A 21,383-nucleotide genomic window follows, 5' to 3' on the forward strand; every position below is an offset into this window, starting at 1 on the left:
TTTTATAATCAAAACATTAAAACACCCGAAGCACCATTGGGACTTGATCGGCAACCACCCCCATTCAAGAGATGCGACACCAAGCAGGACACAATGAACTATGTATGGGTTTCACCCGACATCATTTCACATAAAAATAAAGGCGCTGATGCCATGTGCATCAACGCCTCATTTTAGCCAAGAAGCTTTAGTTTTTCTTCAAGTATTTGCGTGTATCAATCGCAACCGCAGCGATGATGATCAACCCCTTGATGATGTATTGCCAGTATGGGCTGACGCTGGAGAAGTTCAAGCCGTAGCTGATGATTTGGAACATCAACACGCCAATGATCACACCACCAATTTTACCAATACCGCCCGTGAACGACACGCCGCCCACCACACAGGCCGCAATCGCGTCCAACTCATACATGTTGCCCGTGTTGTTGGTTGCCGTGCCAATACGAGCCGCTTCCAACGTCCCAGCCAAACCATACAACACACCCGCCAATGTGTACACGCTGATCAAGGTTTTTTTGATGTTCACACCAGACACAACCGCTGCTTCTGGATTGCCACCGACCGCAAACATGTTTTTACCAAAACGTGTTTTGTTCCACAACACCCACATGAAAACCGTGGTGATGGCAGCGTAAATCACAAGGTAAGGCAAGCGGAAACTGCCAATATCAAAGCCACCCTGAGCAAACTCAGTGAAGTTGGCGGTAAAACCACCAATGGGCTGCGCACCATTCGGCTCACGGTCAACATAAGTTGACGACAAACCATAAATGATGATCATCGATCCCAAGGTCGTAATGAATGGCGTCACTTTCAAGTGTGCGATCACCACGCCATTCAAAAAGCCCAAGAAACCACATGCGATACACGCAATGATCAAAGCCACAATGATGAACTGGCTCGACAAAACAGGCGGCAAAGCTTGATACATACGGCTGACATTCTCAGGTGATTGCAGCAACGATGCTGAAATCACAGCAGCCAAACCGACTTGACGACCCGCAGATAAATCAGTGCCTTGGGTCACAATCAAACCCGCCACACCCAGCGCGATGATGATGTTGGTCGATGCCTGCGACAAAATATTACTGACATTGGTCAACGACAAAAACGCAGGATCCTTGATCACAAAACCAATCAATAAAAACAATAAAACAATGATGATGGCATTGTCCATCAACAACTGCCCCGTACTTTTTCGTGTTAAATCTTTACTCATTTCGCTCTCCTAATCTTCTTATAAGTACTTGGCTGACAACGCCATGATTTCTTCTTGGTTGGTTTTTGCTGTTTCAACAATGCCCGCCACGCGGCCATTGCTCATCACCAAAATACGGTCTGTCGTGCCAATCAACTCAGGCATTTCAGATGAAATCATGATGATGCCTTTGCCCGTGCTGGCCAAATCGTTCATCAATTGATAAATCTCATATTTTGCACCCACATCAATCCCACGCGTTGGCTCGTCCAACATCAAGACCTCAGGCTTGGTCAGCAACCAACGACCCAAAATCACCTTTTGCTGATTGCCACCTGACAACGAACCAATCGATGTTTTTTGGGTGGGTGTTTTAACGCGCATCGAGTCAATCACCCATTTCGTGTCTTTTGTACGCTGCGCATCATTCAACAAGCCAAAACCTGCGCGATAAGCACCAATATTGGCAATGGTTGCATTGAAGTTGATGTCCAAAATGCTAAAAATACCCGTTTGACGACGCTCCTCTGTCACCAAGGCAAAGCCATGACTGATGGCCTCGCGTGAACTGCGGTTGCCCACAACCCGACCATGCACCTTAATTTCACCTGACGCATAAGGGCGTAAACCAAACAAGGTTTCAACGATTTCTGTGCGCTTTGACCCGACCAAACCGGCGATGCCTAAAATTTCACCTTTGTGCAAATTGAACGAGACATCTTGAATCGATGGCTGATGTGTTGCCGTCAAGCCTTTGACTTCCATGATGGACTCGCCAATTTCATTGTTTTTTGGCGGATAACGATCGGTCAAGTCGCGTCCCACCATCAAATTGATGATGCGATCCATGGTTAAATCTTTGGCTGGCTCTGTCGCCACCCACTGCCCATCGCGCATGACGGTCACATCGTCGGAGATTTTTAGAATCTCTTCCATTTTATGAGAAATGTAGATCACGCCCACACCACGCGCTTTGAGCGTGTCGATGATTTTAAACAGGTGATTCACTTCTTTTTCAGTCAAAGAGGACGTTGGCTCATCCATCACAAGGACTTTAGAATTGTACGACACCGCCTTGGCAATCTCGACCATCTGCATTTCAGACACCGATAATTTTTCAACTTTGGTGCGCGGATCGATGTTGATGTCAAGTGACTCAAAAATTTTCTTTGTGTCGTTATACGCCTTCACTTCATCTGTGAATAAGCCTTTTTTTGGAAACCGTCCCAACCAAATATTATCCAAAATACTCGCTTGTCGAACTTGATTCAGCTCTTGATGCACCATGGCCACACCCTGTTCGAGTGCTTGTTTGGCAGTGGTGAATTTGATTGGCTGGCCTTCAAGGAAAATTTCGCCTTCGTCGGGGTTGTACATCCCAAACAGGCTTTTCATCAAGGTGGATTTCCCAGCGCCATTCTCGCCCATCAGTGCATGCACAGTGCCGGCACGAACAGTGAGACTGACTTTGTCTAAGGCTTTAACACCAGGAAATGATTTTGAAATGTTACGCATTTCGAGCAAATGCGCTTTTTTATTGCCAGAGTGCTGGCTTATGGCTTGGCTCATCATACCCTCCTATCACCTGCGCACATGCCCCATATTTTGCATCAAAATGGGGTGCGCAGATTAATGACAACCACAATGCACACCCCAAATCGGCTGCACATTGTAATACTGAAGCAATACTTAAAAAAAAGAGGATGCGGCAAAACGCTCGCACCCTCTTGATTTAGCACGTATTACTTGTATGCGTCTTCAGCAACTTTCAAGTTGTCTTTATTGATGTTGACATAAGGTACGCGAACCGCTTTTTTATCATCAAGCTTCCAAGTCGTGCCATCCACTGGGTCTTTGCCGTTTGCTGCGTTCACAGCCAATTGCAATGTTGCCAAACCTTGGTTTTTCGCATCATTCAATACCGAACCGACCATCACGCCTTCTTTGATTTTCGCCAAAGCATCAGGAATCGCGTCCACGCCGACCACTGGCATGAATTTTTTAGGATCTTTGAAGTAGCCTTTGCCTTGCAATGCATTGATTGCACCCAAAGCCATGCCGTCATTATTGGCAATCACGTATTCAATTTTGTCGCCATGTTTAGCCAACCAAGCATCCATCAAATTGTTCGCTTTAGCGGTGTCCCACATGCCTGTTTGCAATTCGAGTTGTTCGGTTTGAACGCCATCTTTGTTCAACTCTTCAATCGCAAATTTTGTACGTGCTTCTGCATCGGGGTGACCAGGTTCGCCTTTCAACAAGACAAATTGGATTTTACCGTCTTTGTTTTTGTCCCATTCTGGATGTGCTTTCCAAGAATCAGCAATCAATTTACCTTGCATGACGCCCGCTTCTGGTGACGATGTGCCCACATACCAGCATTTTTCACAAGCTTTCAATACGTCTGCCATGGGTTCTTTGTTGAAGAACACAACTGGGATTTTTGCTGCTGCAGCTTTGCTGACAATGGTTGATGCTGCTTGTGGATCCACCAAGTTAATCGCCAATACTTTTGCGCCTTTAGCGATCAAAGCATCGATTTGGCCATTTTGTTTGCCTTGGTCATTTTGAGAATCCTGCATAGACAATTCAGCTTTGCCACCTGCTGCGCCTTCAATCGCACGGCGAACAAAAGACATGAAGTTGTCATCGTATTTATAAACAGTCACACCGACCAAAGGCAGGCCCGCTGCGGGTGCTGCGGCTGCAGGTGCTGCGCCTGCCGCAGGTGCTGCTGGTTTTTGTTCAGGTGCTTTGCCGCATGCCATAATTGTCATTGCACTTGCTACAGCCAAACCCATTGTTAAGATTTTTTTCATGCTCGTCTCCAGTTTTTTACGTGGTTTTTTGTTCATTCTTAGATGAACGTTGTTAAAAGTGATGATTTTTTATAACTTTAGATTGCCAGCGCAGCTAAAACAACACCAACAACTTCAGCCATTGTAAACCTAAGTTTTTCAAAAAAGCCAATAATTTATTGTTTCTTCAACATAAAAAGCAAAAGGCGCTTTCACATGAAAAATGCACAACAAGCCCTGACTCATTTGCCTCAAACGCTGTCAATAAATCCCACCGCTTCGATTGTCTGGCAGTATTCTCGAAAAAATGCATGCCTCTGATAAAATCCAAGCTAATTAGTATTTTTAAAATACTAATTCGAGCTATTATATCTAAAAAAATAAGTTTGTATAGATTTTTTTTAAAGCCGCATAATTATTTTATCAAATGGTGTTGTTCGCTTACAATCAACACACAATTCCGATGATATTTTCGATATAACACTTTATTATTTCCATTAAAAAAGCATTTAAAAAAACATCATGACCTTCACCAGCAGCCACAGCGATCTTAAACAAATCAACCGTTTAGCAGTCATAAATCTCATTAAAAAGCAACCCAGCTTATCACGGGCAGACATTGCCAAGCACACGGGATTGACCAAGTCCACCATCGGTAAAATCGTACAAGAACTGATCGATGAGCACTGGTTGCAAGAGGAAGATGCACCCACTTTGCTCGAAGGCGCTGGGCGGCGCCCAACAGGCTTGACTTTAGACAACCGCACATTGACGCTGTTGGGTGCTGAAATCGGTGTGGACTTCATCACGGTGATTGCCTGCTCCATCACAGGTGAAGTGCGCTTCCATTCTAATTTGCCCTATCAGCACAATCAACTTGAGTCATCGTTGGATCAATTGGCCGATCTCTTGACCCATGTTTGGCACATGATGCACAGCATGAACCATCACGTTTTGGGGCTGGGAATCTCTGTGCCAGGCATGGTCAATATGCCCAATGAGCATGTGGCGGTTTTGCCCAACTTGGGTTGGCAAAATTTCAATCTGATTGAATTGATGCGCGCACGCTTCACGATGCAACAGTTGCCGCTGTTCCCAATCACGATTGTCAATGATGCCAACGCCGCTGCTTTATCTGAATTTGTGTTTGGACGCAGCCAATTCAATCGCAACCCTTTGGTGCACATTACGGTGGGGGTCGGGGTCGGTGCAGGCATCACCAGTGAAAATGGTTTATACCGAGGCACCAATGGATGGGCGGGTGAAATTGGGCACTCGGTGCTGCAACCGATCAACGGATTGCCTTGTGCCTGTGGTCAGTATGGTTGTGTCGAAACCTTGGTGTCGCAGCGCGCCCTGAGCCGCGCACTCACCTCAGACAGTGCATTGCTGTCTGTTGAACACATGCAACGTCGATTGGCACAAGGCGATGTCGCGGTGAAAGCGGGGTTGGATGAGGTCGGTTACTATCTGGGCATTGTGCTGCGCAATGTGGCCAACTATTTAAACCCAGAAAGCATTGTCATTGGCGGCCCCATGAGCCAATTTGAAGACGCATTGATGAAACCAGCCATTGCCAGTTTTCAAGCACACAGCAAAGGCAATTTGATTCTGCCCAATATCCGTTTGTGTGAGTTTGGTCTATTGGCCTCCTCATTGGGGGCAGCCGCCGCCATCTTGATCAAGCACCTCGAACCCAACGGCATCCCTGTGCATTTCAGCCACCAAGGGCTCTTGCGAAAATAAAAAAGCGGCCACTCATCAGAACAGCCGCCTTTCAAATAGCCCACCCTCTGCGCATAAGTCAGATCAGGCGCAAGGGAACATCGGTTTTAACGCCGAATACACCGCTTTAAACTGCTGGTAACGCGCCTCCAAAATGGCATTTTTTGCTTGTGGGACATACGTTTGTAACACAGGTGGTTTGGCACACACCTCATCCTCGCTCAAACCATACGCCAACGCACCCAAGCGCGCCGCACCCAGAGCGCCCCCCGCCTCTGAACCGACATGCGTGCAAATACTCACCTGCAATATGTCCGCCAACAGTTGCGCCCAATACGCACTGCGTGACCCCCCGCCCACCAAAAACAAAGAAGACACTTGTGTGCCTGCGGCCTGCAAAGCGCACAAGCCATCTTTCAGACCAAACGTCACGCCCTCCAAGACGGCATAACCCAGTTGTGCACGCGTTGCATCATGCGTCAAGCCAAAAAACACGCCCTGCGCATGTGCATCATTATGGGGGGTGCGTTCACCAGACAAATAAGGCAAAAAAATCGGGGCGCTGCGAGTGGGCTCTGCCAAGGCTTCAACCTCAGCCAACAATTCAAGTTCATTCGCCGCATGCGTCAATTGACACACCCAACGCAAGCAACTCGCCGCGGATAACATCACGCTCATCTGATGCCAGCGGTTCGGCAACGCATGGCAAAACGCATGCACAGCCGCTTCAGCATTCGGGCAATACGCATCATTGACCACAAACATCACACCCGACGTCCCCAGTGAAATAAAACCATCACCGTTGTGCACGGCACCAATGCCCACCGCACTCACCGCATTGTCACCCCCACCGCCTGCAACCAACACATCATTTGAAAGACCAAGTTGCGTCGCCACCTCAGCGCGCAAAGCGCCCGAAACCGCACTGCCCTCGATCAAACTCGGCATGTGTGAACGATTCAAATCGCACGCCGCCAACAACTCATCGGACCAATCGCGTTGTCCCACATCCAACCACAACGTACCTGACGCATCCGACATGTCCGACACCATTTCACCTGTGAGTAAAAATCGAATGTAATCTTTGGGCAACAGCACTTTGCGCGTGGCCTTGAAATGCTCGGGTTCGTGCTTGGCCACCCACAACAACTTGGGTGCGGTAAAACCAGGCATCGCCAAATTACCCGCCAATGCATATAAATTGGGGACTTTTGCCGTCAGTTCATCGCACTCCACATGGCTGCGCATGTCATTCCACAAAATGGCGGGGCGAATGACCTGATTCGCCTCATCCAACAACACCGCACCATGCATTTGACCCGATAAACCAATGGCTTTGACTTGAGCAAACTCAGCAACATGGTCAACACGTAAAGCCGCCAACACCGTCAGTGTTGCATCCCACCAATCGGCTGGATTCTGCTCAGAGTGCATAGGCTGTGGACGCGAAACCGTTAAACCTGCACCACGACTGCCCACAATACGGCCATCTGTTGACATCAAAATCGCTTTGACCTCTGATGTGCCATAATCCAATCCTAAAAACATACCCCCTCCTTGTTATCAATGTGATGTATAAAACACAGTCTACCGCAGGACAGGCTGTGTTTTTTATTTTTTAAGAGAGCAAGGGTATTCTCTCGCAAAAAAAGCCCTAAAAATAGGGCTTTTCATAAATTAAAGGAGCTAGGTTAATGCCAATTTGCAGCCATTACCAAACTGACATTAGCGGCATAGCCTGTTGGCAAAACAGTCACTCCAGCAGCCGGTGGAGCATAAGCCGCCATGGCTTGAACCAACGCATTGACATCGGTATAAGCCAGGCTGGCTGTACCTGCTGTGATTTTCTCAATGACGGATGAGGTCTTGATGTTATTGCCACCAGCGACATACCAGTCTTTAATGGTTACTTGATCCGTCGTACCGATCACACTTACAACCAAGTCATTGTTCGTGTGCGTGAACCACAACTGCTCTTTAACAATGCCAGTTTGGAAAGCCAATACATCCGCATTGCTTGTCGTTGCATCGGTATCGTTGATGACATCTTGTCCTTCAGTGCGGGTAAACTTATAAGTGTCGTTACCAGTACCACCTAGAAGAGTGTCTGCACCCAATGCACCTGTCAATGTGTCGTTGCCCGCATTGCCAAAAAGCTGATTATTTGTCGCATCACCCGACAAGACATCAGCACCTGAGCCACCAATGATGTTTTCAAAATTAATAAAAGTATCTTGACCACCACCTGTCACTTGGCTTGTTGTCACCGATAGATCAGCGGTGATGGCAACACTAAAATCACTGTAGTCGACAGTATCAACTCCTGCTCGTCCATCCATGACATCATTACCCAAACCAGCCCGAATGGTATTGCTCAGTTCATTTCCATATAGTGTATCATTGCCTCTACCACCAAGGATTCTCTCAACATTGAGGATGGTGTCAGTTCCCGCTGTTTGAGCCATTTGAGCGGTGCTTAATGCCAAGTCTACGGTCACCGATGCGGTCATGTCACGGTAATCAACCCAGTCCATGTCGTCTCCACCATCAATCGTATCATTGCCCAAACCGCCCATCAGCACATCAACGCCTTTGCCTCCTCTCAGATTGTCATTGCCCACACCACCAGACAGGTTGTCACTGCCGTCATTGCCGTTTAGAACGTTGTTTAGGTTATTGCCTTTCAACACATCGTTCCCACTGCCACCATTGGCATGCTCCAAGTTCAATATTGTGTCCAGCCCAGCACCCACTGTGTTTTGCTGTGATGTGACGCTCAAATCAACGGTCACACTGGCGGTCATATCACCATAGTTCAGCCAATCATTGCCTGCACCGCCATCCAGAAAATCATTACCCAAGCCACCAAAGAGATTGTCATTTCCAGCGAAACCATAAATGGAGTCATCACCATCTTTACCTTGTAATAGGTTGCCTAAGGCATTTCCATAGAGGTTATTATTTAAGGCATTACCTGTGATATTAACTGTTGCATCTGTTTTGTTACTTGCATCAATGTTTTCAACATTGGCCGATGCCACATAATTAATGATATTGCCATTCATTAACAGCACCGTGTCACTCCCTGAGTCAACCCCTTCAATAACCACATCACCCAGTGTGTCCACAGCATACGTGTCATCACCCGACAACCCCATCAAAACACTTTCGTCCCAAGCACCGTACATCAAACTGTATGCATCATTGGCATCGCTACCCACACGCAAAGTTCGCACCACATTATCACTGAACTTGACTTGCTCAATCAATTGCCCAGCAAAGTAATCCGAGACACTCACCTGATCTGATACGCCATAAGCAACCACAAGGTGATTTCCTGACTTTGAGGCCGAACGTATTGAGGTGCTGGCAAAGTTGAATTGCAATGTATCCGCTCCTGCAGAGTCAGAGACCGTATCCGTGCCATCACCAACGGAGAACGCATAAGTATCATCTCCACCCATACCACTGAGTACATCATTTCCCGCTTGACCAATCAGGACATTGTTGTGGTTATTGCCATCGATGCTGTTGTTCAAGGCGTTGCCCGTGACGTTGACCGCGGCATCTGTTTTATTGCGGGTATCAATGTTTTCAACATTGGCTGATGCGGTGTAATTGACGATATTGCCATTCATTAACAGCACCGTGTCATTACCTGCATTGGCGTTTTCAACAACCACATCACCCAGACTGTCCACAGCATACGTGTCATCCCCAGACAAGCCCACCAGAACACTTTCATCCCAAGCACCGGACATCAAACTGTATGCATCATTGGCATCGCTACCCACACGTAAGGTTCGCATCACATTGTCATTGAACTTGATTTGCTCCATAGCTCCCACAGTGAAGTGATTCTTGAGCGTCAACTCATCGCTGGCTCCATAAGCAATAACCAAATCATTGTTGACCTTCTTGATCGAACGAATCGCTGTATTGGCCATGCCCAATTGCAGCACATCAGTGCCCGCAAGGTCTGTGATACTGTCCAAGCCATCGCCAAGACCAAAGACGTATAACTCATCGCCTAGACTATCATAAACATCATCATTGCCTTTACCCGCCACAATGGTGTCGTTACCAGCCCAACCAATGATGCGGTTACCGCCTGTATTACCTGCCAAGGTATTATTTAAATCATTGCCTGTACCTGAAATATCATTCATACCCGTGAGGGTAAGGTTTTCTAAATTATCCCCTAAAGTAAAAGAAGCTGAAGCATTGACTTTATCTGTACCTTGGCCCTCTAGTTCCGTGATGGCGTCAGCTGAATCGTCAACCATGTAAGTGTCGTTACCCAAACCTCCGCTCAGGGTGTCTTTGCCTGTGCCACCATCAAGGACATTGTTCCCCGTGTTGCCCACCAGTCGATTGGCCAAATGATTGGCTGTTGCATTCACTGACGCAGAGCCTGTTAACTCGATGTTTTCCACTTCATTGGACAGTTTATAAGTCACGCTTGATTTAACAGAATCAAATCCACCGCCATCAATTTCAACAATGACATCGCCAACATTGTCAACGATATAAGTGTCATTGCCTGTGCGTCCAACCATGGTGTCAGCACCCGCCAAACCATCCAGAGTATTGCCCCCTGCGTTACCTGTGATGGCGTCCGCAGCGGCTGTTCCCCTCACCACAGGGTCTGTGGCTTTTTTGGATGCAAATGTGGTGAGTGCCGTTATGGGTGCCCCTGTCACACTCGCATTGACCATTTGCCATGTTTGCAGTTCACTTTGATTGGCAAAGAACAACAGTTGTGAGGCATTGATTTGTGACAACGTTCGGTTCTTTAAAAGTAGGCTTTGGTTGTTTTCTAAATCCAGTTTAACATCGGCACCCACCTGAGAGGTGATGATGCCCGTTGAGCTAAAGCCAACGAATGCAATGACTTCATTGGCATTGCTCACTTCAAAGTCAACGATGATGTCTTGGCTGTTGAGGTCTTTACGTATGATGAACACATCATTGCCCGCACCACCGGTGAGTGCGTCGTTGCCCCAGTAAGCATCGAATGTGTCGTTGCCTGCTTGACCGTTCAAAACATCGTTACCACGCCCGCCGATCAGTAGGTTTTGAGCGGCATTGCCGACCAAAGTGTCATTAAACTCGCCACCAAGGATGTTTTCAATCAAAGAGGGGTTGCTGATGGTTAAGCCTTTGCCTACAATCGTTGCGGCTCCTGAAGTCAAATTAACCGTGCTTGCGCTTGAAACCGCGGCCACATTAATCGTGTCTCGACCACCATCCGTATCATTTAAAGTGGCACGTGCGCCTGCGCCCAACTGACCAAATTCGTTGGTGTAAATGTATTGGTCGTTGATTTTACCTTGTGCTCCAAAGGCTGCAAAACGCCAACTTTTCAATATCCCTGTACCACCTGTTGCTGCATCTTGAACCACCAACTTCCAATCGCCAGCAAAAGACTCGCCACGTAGCAGTGCTGTATTGAATGTGTAATTTAAATCATTGGATGAAGAATTCGAGCCATTAATGCCATCAAAAAACTTTTGCCCTGTGGCATTACTGGCTGTCACGCCTTTACGATTCATCAGTATGGATTCAGTCCCTGATGGTGAAACCAATTTAATGATCAAATCACCTGCGTTGGCATGAGTTAAGTGCACTTCGACCGTTACATGTTCAATATTTATATCCTGATCAGCTACGTTAATGCTGGATACGATAAGATTACCATCGTTATCAGGAATGGCCATATTTAAGACACTAAAATCATTCACTATACCGCTTTTATTATTTTGATCTGTTTCTTGTTTAGCCCATGTTTCCGCCAAGCGCACCGCAGCCCGTGCATCAATCATCCCGTAACCATAATCATGGCTCACATGCATGCCACCACCATTCCAATTACGAGCACCATTGGTTTGCCACACTGTGTTGGGATCAATGATTTGTCTAGCGGATGCGGCGAGAATGTCTTGCACATCTCGATAACCCAAATTTGGATTGGCTTCCAACATCAATGCAATGATGCCACTGACAGTGGGTGCAGAGAAGCTGGTGCCTGAGGCCAGTGCCGTTTCATCACCAAAGGTGGAACCATTGCTGTTCTCAACCTGTAAGCCTGTGGTTGACAGGTCTTGTCCTGAAGCAGACACCAATAGATTGGCACCCGCTGTAGAGAACTTTGTGTCACTACTGGCGGTTAATCCAGCTTTGCTGTGATCTAAATTCACACCTGCCACCACAACGGTATAACGGTTATTGGTCAGCCAAGAGTCGCTTGTGTTTGCGCCTGCTGCTCGATCATTACCTGCTGCATTCACAAAGACGGAACCCAAACCACCGCGTCCAGAGCTTAATGCCTCCCAATATTCAGGAGTGATGCCATTCAAACTCATTAACTGAGATAAATCGGTATTCGCTTTCCAGCTTTGGTTGATGACGTCGTAGTTTTTTAAGAACTTGTATGTGCTTAAATCCCCACCCAGCCCACCCAGCCAGTGCCCTGCAAGGCTGGCATTGTAGGCCACGCCCACATTGCCATCGTTGTTACGTGAACTGGCAATGACACCCGCCACCATCGTTGAGTGGCGGTTGTAGTTGCCTGCATCGCCTTCACCCGCACGATCTCCCACCGTTGGATTGGCCAACCATTTCTTATCCAAATTGCCCATCAGATCTGCATGGGTGTAGTTGAAGATTTGTGTGGTGTTGGCGAAGCCACCCGCCACTTCAAATATCCCGACTTGTACGCCTTTGCCTGTGTAGTGTTGCCAAACAGGCAACACATTGGCGTCGGTCAAGTAGGTTTGCTTGGTCAACAAAGTGTCTTGTGGCAAGTCAGCAGTTTGCAATTTCACTTCAGCACTCACAGGGACGCCGTCGATGACCAACATGCTGCCGTTGCCCGAGTCATTTTTAAGCCGATACTTGAAGCCCATAAACCCTGTGTAGCTTGCATCGGGTGTGAACAGCACGTCGCCATCGGCATTGATGCTGGCGGTGCCACCCTTGACGTCAAACAGTTCCAATAAGGACAGGGGGTAGTTGCGCCAGTTCACATCGTTGCCAATCAATTGGGCTTTGCCGATCACTTGGGCTTGGGTGCGGTTAAGGGCAACACCTGCTTTGTTGAGGGTCAGTACATCGTCGGCGAGTAAAGGGGCTGCAAAGCCTGCACTGGTTTCGTTGGGGATGTCGACGAGCTTGATGTTGCTGAAGTTGGCTTTCTCGACATTGCGAATGAAGTCTGTGCCGTCGCGCCCTGCCACACGGTCACTGACCCACACGCCGCCATCGGCGACCATGAAGCGGTAGTCGCTGACTTGACCTCGGAAGGTGACGGCGTCCACACCTGCGCCACCGTCCATGGTGTCGTCGCCTGCGCTGGCGGTGAGGTCATCTTCTCCTGCACCACCCATCATTTTGTCGTCATCCAGACCGCCATCGAGGATGTCGTTGCCTGCGCCGCCCATGAGGATGTCGTTGTTTCGGTGTCCACGCAGGAGGTCGTTGCCGTCACCACCGTTGATGAGGTCGTCGCCGTTTTCGCCATTGAGGACGTCGTTGGCGGAGCCGCCTATCATCATGTCGTTGCCGTCGCCACCGCGGACAAAGACAGTGCTGCGACCACCACCGATGATGACATCCGCACCACGCCCGCCTTGAACTTGTTCGACTTCGGCTTGTGCCATGTTCAATGTGATGCCTCGGTCGCCAACGACTTGAACGATGTCATCGCCTGCACCTGCGTTGATGTTGGCTTGTAAGTCATCGGCATCAATCAAGAGGACATCATTGCCTGCGCCTGCGTTGAATACGTCGCTGCCCATGCCGCCTGCCAGCCAGTTGTTGTTGGCGTCGCCCGTCAATGTGTCGTTGCCGCGTCCGCCTGCGGCGTTGGTCACGCCTTTGCTGGTGACGTTGATGTTTTCTCCGACGAGGCTGGTGGTGGTGTAAGCTTTGATGGTGGCGTTGCCTGTGCCTGTTTGGGTGCTGGTGATGCCGCCTGTGCCTGAGGCGGTGGTGGTGCCGCCATTGGGGTTGGCGAGGAAGTTGACGGCGAGGGCTTCTTTGCTCGTGCCATTTTGGGTGAATGTGCCACGGGCAAGGACTTCGTTGCCGTCGCGGACTTCACCACTTTGTGCTTGATTGATGAGGTTGATTTGGCTGATGCCGAGGGCGGTGAGGGTTTTAAGTTCACTGGCTTCGCCTGCGTCGACAATGCCGTTGCCGTTGAGGTCTTTCCAGCTTTTGCCGTCGTGGTTATCGTCGACCCAAACTTTAACAGTGCCCCATGTGGCGTCGTTGTTGTTGAAGAGGTTGTCGTTGTTGGAGTCGAGGCTCTTAAGTGCAGCAAAGCCGTCTTTAAACGGCTTTGTTCCTGCGCTGCCTTCGGTGCCAACTGCACCACCGTAGTATTCGGATAGGGTTTCGCTGATGTTGTCGATCTTGCCGTTGGCGTTGCGGTCAACGACGACGATGCCGTCTTGGGTGGAGACCCAGCCTGTTTGTTCAAGGCTACCACCGTCATTGTCGATGTCGAACATGACGGGGTCATCAAGGAATTGGGTCAGTTTAACGCCGTCACCGTTCAAATCTAAAATCAGTGGGTCGGTCATTTGGTGGTAGCTGGAGGAGTTCGTGCTGCCGTTGTTGAGGAAGTTGGCGGTGGCAGTTTGGATGTTTTGAATGGCTTGTTGCTCTGCTGCAGGCGTCATGTTGGCGAGGTTGATGACGGTTTGGGCTTGTTGGGTGGTGGGTAGGATGGCGTTGGCGATGTTGCCGTCGTAAGGTCGGTGGTCGTTGGTGACGTTGCGAGTGGCGTTGCTGTTGGCAGTGTAGGTTGCTGCGTTGTTGTTGCCCGCGAAGTCGACCATGCTGGGGGCGACTTGGACGTTGGTGTTGGCGCTGTCTATCAGGCCGCCTTGGCTGTGGTCTATGCTGGAGGGGCTGCTGTTCGCGACTTGGGTGTCTACAGTGTTCGTTTCACTGCCGTTGGCTTGGAAACCAATGAGCTGAGTTGATTGGACGAACTTATTACTCGTTGTCTTGGTGATTGTGCCGTCGCTGTTGTTTTTATAGGTGGTTAAAGTACCATCAGATGAGATGAAAGTTTGATTAATAGATGCTATGTTACGAGATGAGTCATATTCTTGCGTTGTCGATTGTAAAACCGAGTTACTTTTGAATAGATTAATTTCCTCTGTGCTTTGAGAGAGAGAGGTAAAACTTGCTTGACCTGTTGCTAACGTCTCTTTAATAACGCGACCATCATTGAGCACGTAGTAATCAAAATCAGGCATTTCTCCTGACGAACCAAATACGGATATCTTTTGTATGGCCTTTGCATTTCCTAAAAGAGGATAGACGGGCCCCCAGTAGTATTCTGTGGGAGATTGCCCAATACCGACTCCGACGAATCCAAAGTCGTCAGTCACTTCAATTCGATAAGATGCGCCTGTTGTGCCAGATGAGCTCCCCAAAAACGATTTAATGGCTTCTGTTCCAAAATAAGCACCTGCACCTGCGGAAGCACCGACTGCGACGGCATAGACCAATTGCCCCACAGGGCCACCACCGACCAGCGGTGCAAAGAATCCCGCCGCAAATTCACCTGCGGCCATACCCGCAGCCCAGCCCCCAGCCAGTGTGACAGTGCCATCGGCAATGATTTTACTCGCACCATTGACATCACCTGCGGCATAGGCGGCATTGGCACGGTCGGCAATGTCTTTTATTTCCAGGGCGGTGGCTCCCACACCAATGATTCCCAAGCCTTTGGAGACGCCAGTGGTGGTTTTAACCCATTTTTCACCCACGCTCAAGTTACTCCAGCCTTCGCCCCAGATTTTAGCTTGGTCTGCGCTCATGCCTTGGATCATGCTGACTTTGAGGCTATTATTTGCTGCATTTCCATTAAGAGTATTGGCTGGTATGACCCCTGTACCCTGAAAGAAACGGCTTAAATCAACACCCGTGATTTTACCATTGGCATCCGTATTGACCTTCACATCGCTCAGCAATGCGGCTGAGCTGGCAGAAGCCGCCTTATTGACCTCAGCCCATGAACCTGTTTTGGTGTAAATGGCTTGCAATACCTCCTTCGGTACACCATTTACATGGGTCACAGCAGCGTTTTGCATTAATTTAGGCAATTCTGTTTGTGCAAAAATTCTGTTGTCGGGAGCAAACGGTGTGATGGTGCGCACATCACCCGTGCTGTCAGCGGCAAAGCGACTGGATGAATCCGCCCATGGTCCTTGGTTCGCATCGTACAGCCAATTAGTGGCGGGGCCGCTGTAGGTGCCATCAATGATTCCGCGTGGTGCAACACCATAAACACTCGCAACTTTGGTTAGAAAAGCCTCTGACTGCAAGAACTTTGCCGCTTCGGTGTTGTCAATGATGCGCACGCTGGGGGAGCTTTGCCCCACGGCTTGTGCCAGTCCATTGGTGTCGACATTGCCCACGCCACCACCGTATAAAACAGTCGTTGTACCCGATGCATACGTGTCCACCTGCGCTGCCAATGCACGCAATGCATCCGCCGTCGCGTATGCACTGGGGTTGGTGTTGATTAAATTGATTGCCTGAGCTGATGTTAAGGCCATGTTAAATTCTCCCTGTGGATTATGATTCTAAAATGACTTCGTAGTCGGTGTTGGTGGAATAAATGCCAAAATCTTTATAAGCAAGCAAGGCCTCTTTCAAATCCAGTAATATTTTAGGACGCTGCGCTTCAAGCTCTGGTGTGAGCACATCTTGGGTTTTGTTGTAACTGATGGTTTTAACCACCCAACGTGACCAACCAGGCTGCCCTGGGTCTCCACCACCGCCCCAAAGGTCAAGCCTCAACACCAATAAAACACCATGCCAATAAAATGTCCATGTGGTTTGATGGCGGTATTCAAATCGACCACGCGCAACGCACCGTAAATACATGCCTCGATCATAATCAATCGTCCATTGTTCTGAATTGGTTTGCCCCATGAGAAACTCTTTGTCTATTTCTTTGATGTGATGCTTCTCAATATTCTCTTCAGAAATCATTTCATTTATAAATGCCATGCCATTTCCCCTTTAAAGTTCATCTTGATTCTTAAACATTCAAATCAGTATTTTGAGTAAATACTCAGTTCAATATTTACGAATGAGGTATTTTAAAAACATACAACACACAGGCTCAATTGAATCCTTGCAAATCCTTGGTTTCGATCAAAAATATGTACATGTCAGTATAACTATTTAAGCGCAATCATTCGCAAATTATTTGCTTTGTTGAGGGTCAATACATCGTCGACGAGAATTGATCTACCCTCGATTTGGCAGACCGTTTAAGCGGCTAATCTGATGAGTATAAAACACAACCTCAACCCGAAAATCTTGCAACGATGTAAACAACAATCATCACATCAAATGGTGCAATGTGAAAAAATTTATAGCTTTTTGAACAATACCCCAAACTTTTTGACAATCACACGTGCACAAAAATAAATCACTACCCACAAAACGTAAACGCATGCACCATAATAAATACTGAGCAATTTTATTGTGCAACTCTTTTTTATTTTTTTCTTTCATATTTCAATCAACTCAAAAATGACAACACCCCACCATAGGGCGGGGTGTGATCTTACTCATTCAACTCAATACATAGGACGAGAATAAGCTCTCAGACGAAAAAACGTAGAAACTGGGTAAAATACAAATCGCGCCGCCCTTTAAAACCAACCTGCATCATTAACCGACCCTAATTATTCTTTCGCTAAAGATCTCATATCTTTAATCGAAAAATTAAAAAAATGCTTTATTAATAATCCATTACAATCTCACAAGAGCGCCTATATCAAGCTAAGCGAAAAATAAACATTCAACATAACATCGCCTTCACGTTCTTTTATTCTAAACTCGGCAAAATGCCTCAATCACCCCGCCATCGCCATCAAACTGGCATTGCCGCCCGCAGCGGTGGTGTTGATGCACAACGCGTGCTCAGCGACCAAACGCCATACAGGAATCAGCGCATCATCACGGGTTTCAATCACTTGCACCAAACCACCAGCATCGCTCGGACGTGCCGCCAATTGTGGACGCAACGCGCCTGCACTGTCCGCATCCAACAATGCCATATCAAGGTGTGCACTGAGAATGTCCTGCTCATCCAATAATTGAATGGCATTACGAACCGCTGTGGGCAAGCCTTTAGGCAACACAGCCAGCCTGTCGGGCAACATCACGGGCACATTGCCTGTGGCGAAAATAGCGGCCAGTTGATGTAACGCGCCATCTACCGTGACGGCACTGCACAACACATGTCCTCTTGGTGAGAATGACAAGGCATTGCGTTCACCTGTCGGCCCTGGCAACTCAAGGCTCGCACCATTCAAGCTGCTGCGAGCATAGGCATCGCCTTTTTGCGCCAACCCGTCATGACCATGCGTGCTTGCCCAATCCAAGAAAGTTGCCAACACGGGGTTGTTTCGTTTGTCTTTGCTCGCGCCCAACACAGCAGGCGACACATCAATCGCGCCCTGCAAACGGCGCACATACAGTGGCCCGCCTGCTTTCGGCCCTGTGCCCGATTTGCCTTCACCACCAAAAGGCTGCACACCGACCACCGCACCGACAATGTTGCGGTTGATGTACACATTACCAACGCGTGCATGGTCGGTCACAAAGTCACGCGTTTCATCAATGCGCGTGTGCACACCGAGGGTTAAACCGTAACCCGTTGCGTTTAAATCTTTAATCAACTGCGGCAACTCATCACGTGAATAACGCAAAACATGCAACACAGGGCCAAATACTTCACGACTCAAATCGGACAAGGCCTTAATTTCAATGATGGTGGGGGGTACAAATGTGCCGTTTTCACACTCATGAGGCAAAGGCAATTGCGTCACGGCATGCCCTTTGGCACGCATCTGCTCGATGTGGCGCAGCAAATTGCCTTGCGCTTCAACATCAATCACGGGCCCGACATCGGTCGCCAAGCGATCGGGTGAGCCAATGCGCAATTCTTGCAATGCGCCATGCAGCATGGTCACTGTTTTATCGGCAATGTCTTTTTGCAAACACAAGACGCGCAAGGCCGAGCACCGCTGCCCAGCAGAGTCAAATGCAGACACCAGTACATCGGTCACCACCTGTTCAGGTAATGCCGAGCTGTCCATGATCAAGGCATTTTGCCCGCCTGTTTCAGCAATCAAGGCAATTTCAGCGCCTTCTTGCTGCGCGCGTGTGGTTAAATTGCGGTGAATGATTTGCGCCACTTCGGTTGAACCCGTGAAAATCACGCCTTTCACACGCGGGTCATTGACCAAAGTGGCACCCACCACCTCACCGCGTCCCGGTAAAAACTGAAGCACTTGACGCGGCACACCCGCTTCGTGCAACAACTGCACCGCACGGTGCGCGATCAACGGTGTCTGCTCAGCGGGTTTAGCCAAAACACTGTTGCCCGCAGCCAAAGACGCGGCAATTTCACCAATGAAAATCGCCAAAGGAAAGTTCCACGGGGCAATGCAGACCACCGCACCCAAAGTGTGGCTGTGCACATCCGCTTGCACTTGTGCACTGTAATAACGTAAAAAATCAACCGCTTCACGAATCTCAGCCACCGCATTCGGCAGGGATTTACCCGCTTCACGCACCGCGAGGGTCATGAGCTCAACATGATGTGTTTCCAACGCATCGGCCGCACGTTGCAATGCCGCCGCACGCTCCGCAGGTGCGGTGTTGCGCCACTCAATGGCCGCACCATCGGCAATGGCCAGTGCCATAGCGACATCGGCATGTGTCGCTTCAACCACTTGCCCCACCACATCCGCATGATCGGCTGGATTTTTAATCACCACGGCCTGACCTGTGCTGACGGAATCATCGCCCAAGACGGGGGCGGCTTGCCATTGTTGCTGTGCATTGTGGGCAAAATTGACACTGAGCGCGCGTAAGGTATTTTCGTTGGAAAAATCCATGCCCATTGAGTTATTGCGCTCAGCACCAAACAAATCACGTGGCAATGCAATGTGGGCATTGGGTGCACCGCCCAGCATGCGTGCGGTGTCAATCGGGTCAGCAATCAAGCTGTCGATCGACACATTTTCATCAACGATCTGATTCACAAACGATGAGTTGGCGCCATTTTCCAACAAGCGACGCACAAGGTAGGCGAGTAAGGTCACATGCGAACCCACGGGTGCATAAATGCGGCAAATTTTACCCAAATTATTCGCACCCACCACTTGGTCATACAAGGTTTCGCCCATACCATGCAAACATTGAAACTCATAATTGCTCACATTACGCGCCGTCGCCCACGTATGAATGGTGGCGACGGTGTGCGCATTGTGCGTGGCAAATTGCGCATAAATCACATCGGTTGCGCCCAGCAATTTCTGTGCACAAGTCAAATACGACACGTCAGTGTACACTTTGCGCGTATAAACAGGATAACCATCCATGCCATCGACTTGCGCACGTTTGATTTCCGCATCCCAATACGCCCCTTTAACCAAACGCACCATGAATTTTCGCCCCGAACGACGTGCCAAATCAATCAAGTAATCGAGCACAAACGGGCAACGTTTCTGATAAGCCTGCACCACAAAACCAATGCCTTCAAAACCCGCCAAATCAGGGTCAAACGCCAAAGCCTCCATCAAATCCAAAGACAGCTCCAAGCGATCGGTTTCTTCTGCATCGATATTCAAACCAATGTTGTAACTTTTCGCCAACATCAACAACTGCTTCAAACTCGGCAACAATTCACCCATGACGCGATCGCGCTGGGCACGCGAATAACGGGGATGCAAGGCTGACAATTTCACCGAAATGCCAGGGCCATTTTTGATGCCACGACCATTCGAAGCCTTGCCAATCGCATGGATCGCCGCCTCATAGGATGCGTAATAATAAGCGGCATCTTCCATCGTCAACGCCGCTTCACCCAACATGTCGTATGAATATTGATAACCACGCTTCTCGTTGTCCAAGCTGTTTTGAATCGCCTCGTCAATCGTTTGTCCCGTCACAAACTGCTTGCCCAGCATGCGCATCGCCACATCCACACCTTTGCGAATCAATGGTTCACCGCCTTTGGTAATGAGTTTGCCCAGCGCAGCACTTAAACCTTTTTCACTTGAGGTGCTGACCAATTTACCCGTGATCAACAACCCCCAAGTCGCGGCATTGACAAACATCGACGGCGATTCACCCAAATGTTTGCGCCAATCACCACGGCTGATTTTGTCGGCAATCAAACGATCCGCCGTCGCACTGTCTGGAATACGCAACAAAGCCTCCGCCAAACACATCAAAGCCACACCCTCCTCCGATGACAATGAAAACTCATGCATCAACGCATCCACGCCCGAAGCACGCGTGCGCTGCGTGCGCACATTGGTCACGAGCTTCGCCGCCAAATTTTGTGCGGTGATTTGCTCATCGGCATTGTGTTTGACTTGAGCCAACAACCACGTCACCGCTTCCGCCTCATCACGGCGATAAGCAGCGGTAATGGCCGCTCGGGTCACAGAAGGTGTGGGCAAAACATCATCAATAAAGGCGGCGAAAGGTGTGGTGGTCATGGAATCTCTTTTGATTTAATAAATTGAAAATACATGCTTAAATGCAGCATTTAAGGCATGGCTGAATGTGAATCGGTTTCATTTTTTTGATCATAAATTGAGTGG

Annotated in this window: 8 protein-coding genes; 1 reads left to right on the forward strand and 7 read right to left on the reverse strand. The window is 48.7% G+C overall.

Annotated elements, in window-relative coordinates:
* Positions 1–187: 187 nt before the first annotated feature.
* The 3 genes from mglC to mglB form a co-directional block, all read right to left on the reverse strand.
* Complete coding sequence (mglC, locus tag DTO96_RS11070) at positions 188–1,219, reverse strand: galactose/methyl galactoside ABC transporter permease MglC (protein ID WP_114563552.1); 1,032 nt, start codon at positions 1,217–1,219, stop codon at positions 188–190.
* Positions 1,220–1,237: 18 nt separating this feature from the next.
* A complete protein-coding gene (gene mglA, locus DTO96_RS11075) occupies positions 1,238–2,767 on the reverse strand; it encodes a galactose/methyl galactoside ABC transporter ATP-binding protein MglA (RefSeq protein ID WP_114563553.1) in 1,530 nt (509 codons plus the stop codon).
* Between the two features lie 173 nt (positions 2,768–2,940).
* Entirely contained in the window at positions 2,941–4,017 is a 1,077-nt protein-coding gene (gene mglB / locus DTO96_RS11080) for a galactose/glucose ABC transporter substrate-binding protein MglB (protein WP_114563554.1), read from the reverse strand.
* Positions 4,018–4,518: 501 nt separating this feature from the next.
* On the opposite strand from mglB, the gene DTO96_RS11085 reads away from it, so the two are divergent.
* A complete protein-coding gene (locus DTO96_RS11085) occupies positions 4,519–5,742 on the forward strand; it encodes an ROK family transcriptional regulator (protein WP_114563555.1) in 1,224 nt (407 codons plus the stop codon).
* Between the two features lie 63 nt (positions 5,743–5,805).
* Here the strand turns inward: DTO96_RS11085 and xylB are convergent, their stop codons facing one another.
* From xylB to putA, 4 genes are all read right to left on the reverse strand, one after another.
* Positions 5,806–7,269, reverse strand: a complete 1,464-nt coding sequence (gene xylB, locus DTO96_RS11090; protein ID WP_114563556.1) for a xylulokinase — start codon at positions 7,267–7,269, stop codon at positions 5,806–5,808.
* 143 nt (positions 7,270–7,412) lie between these two features.
* Entirely contained in the window at positions 7,413–16,301 is an 8,889-nt protein-coding gene (locus DTO96_RS11095) for an SPM autocatalytic domain-containing protein (protein ID WP_114563557.1), read from the reverse strand.
* 19 nt (positions 16,302–16,320) lie between these two features.
* Positions 16,321–16,758: a hypothetical protein gene (locus tag DTO96_RS11100; protein WP_114563558.1), complete on the reverse strand. Its 438-nt coding sequence runs from the start codon at positions 16,756–16,758 to the stop codon at positions 16,321–16,323.
* 857 nt (positions 16,759–17,615) lie between these two features.
* Positions 17,616–21,278, reverse strand: a complete 3,663-nt coding sequence (putA, locus tag DTO96_RS11105) for a trifunctional transcriptional regulator/proline dehydrogenase/L-glutamate gamma-semialdehyde dehydrogenase (RefSeq protein ID WP_114563559.1) — start codon at positions 21,276–21,278, stop codon at positions 17,616–17,618.
* Positions 21,279–21,383: the final 105 nt, after the last annotated feature.

The sequence above is a fragment of the Ephemeroptericola cinctiostellae genome, assembly GCF_003339525.1.
Taxonomy (GTDB): Bacteria; Pseudomonadota; Gammaproteobacteria; order Burkholderiales; family Burkholderiaceae; genus Hydromonas; species Hydromonas cinctiostellae.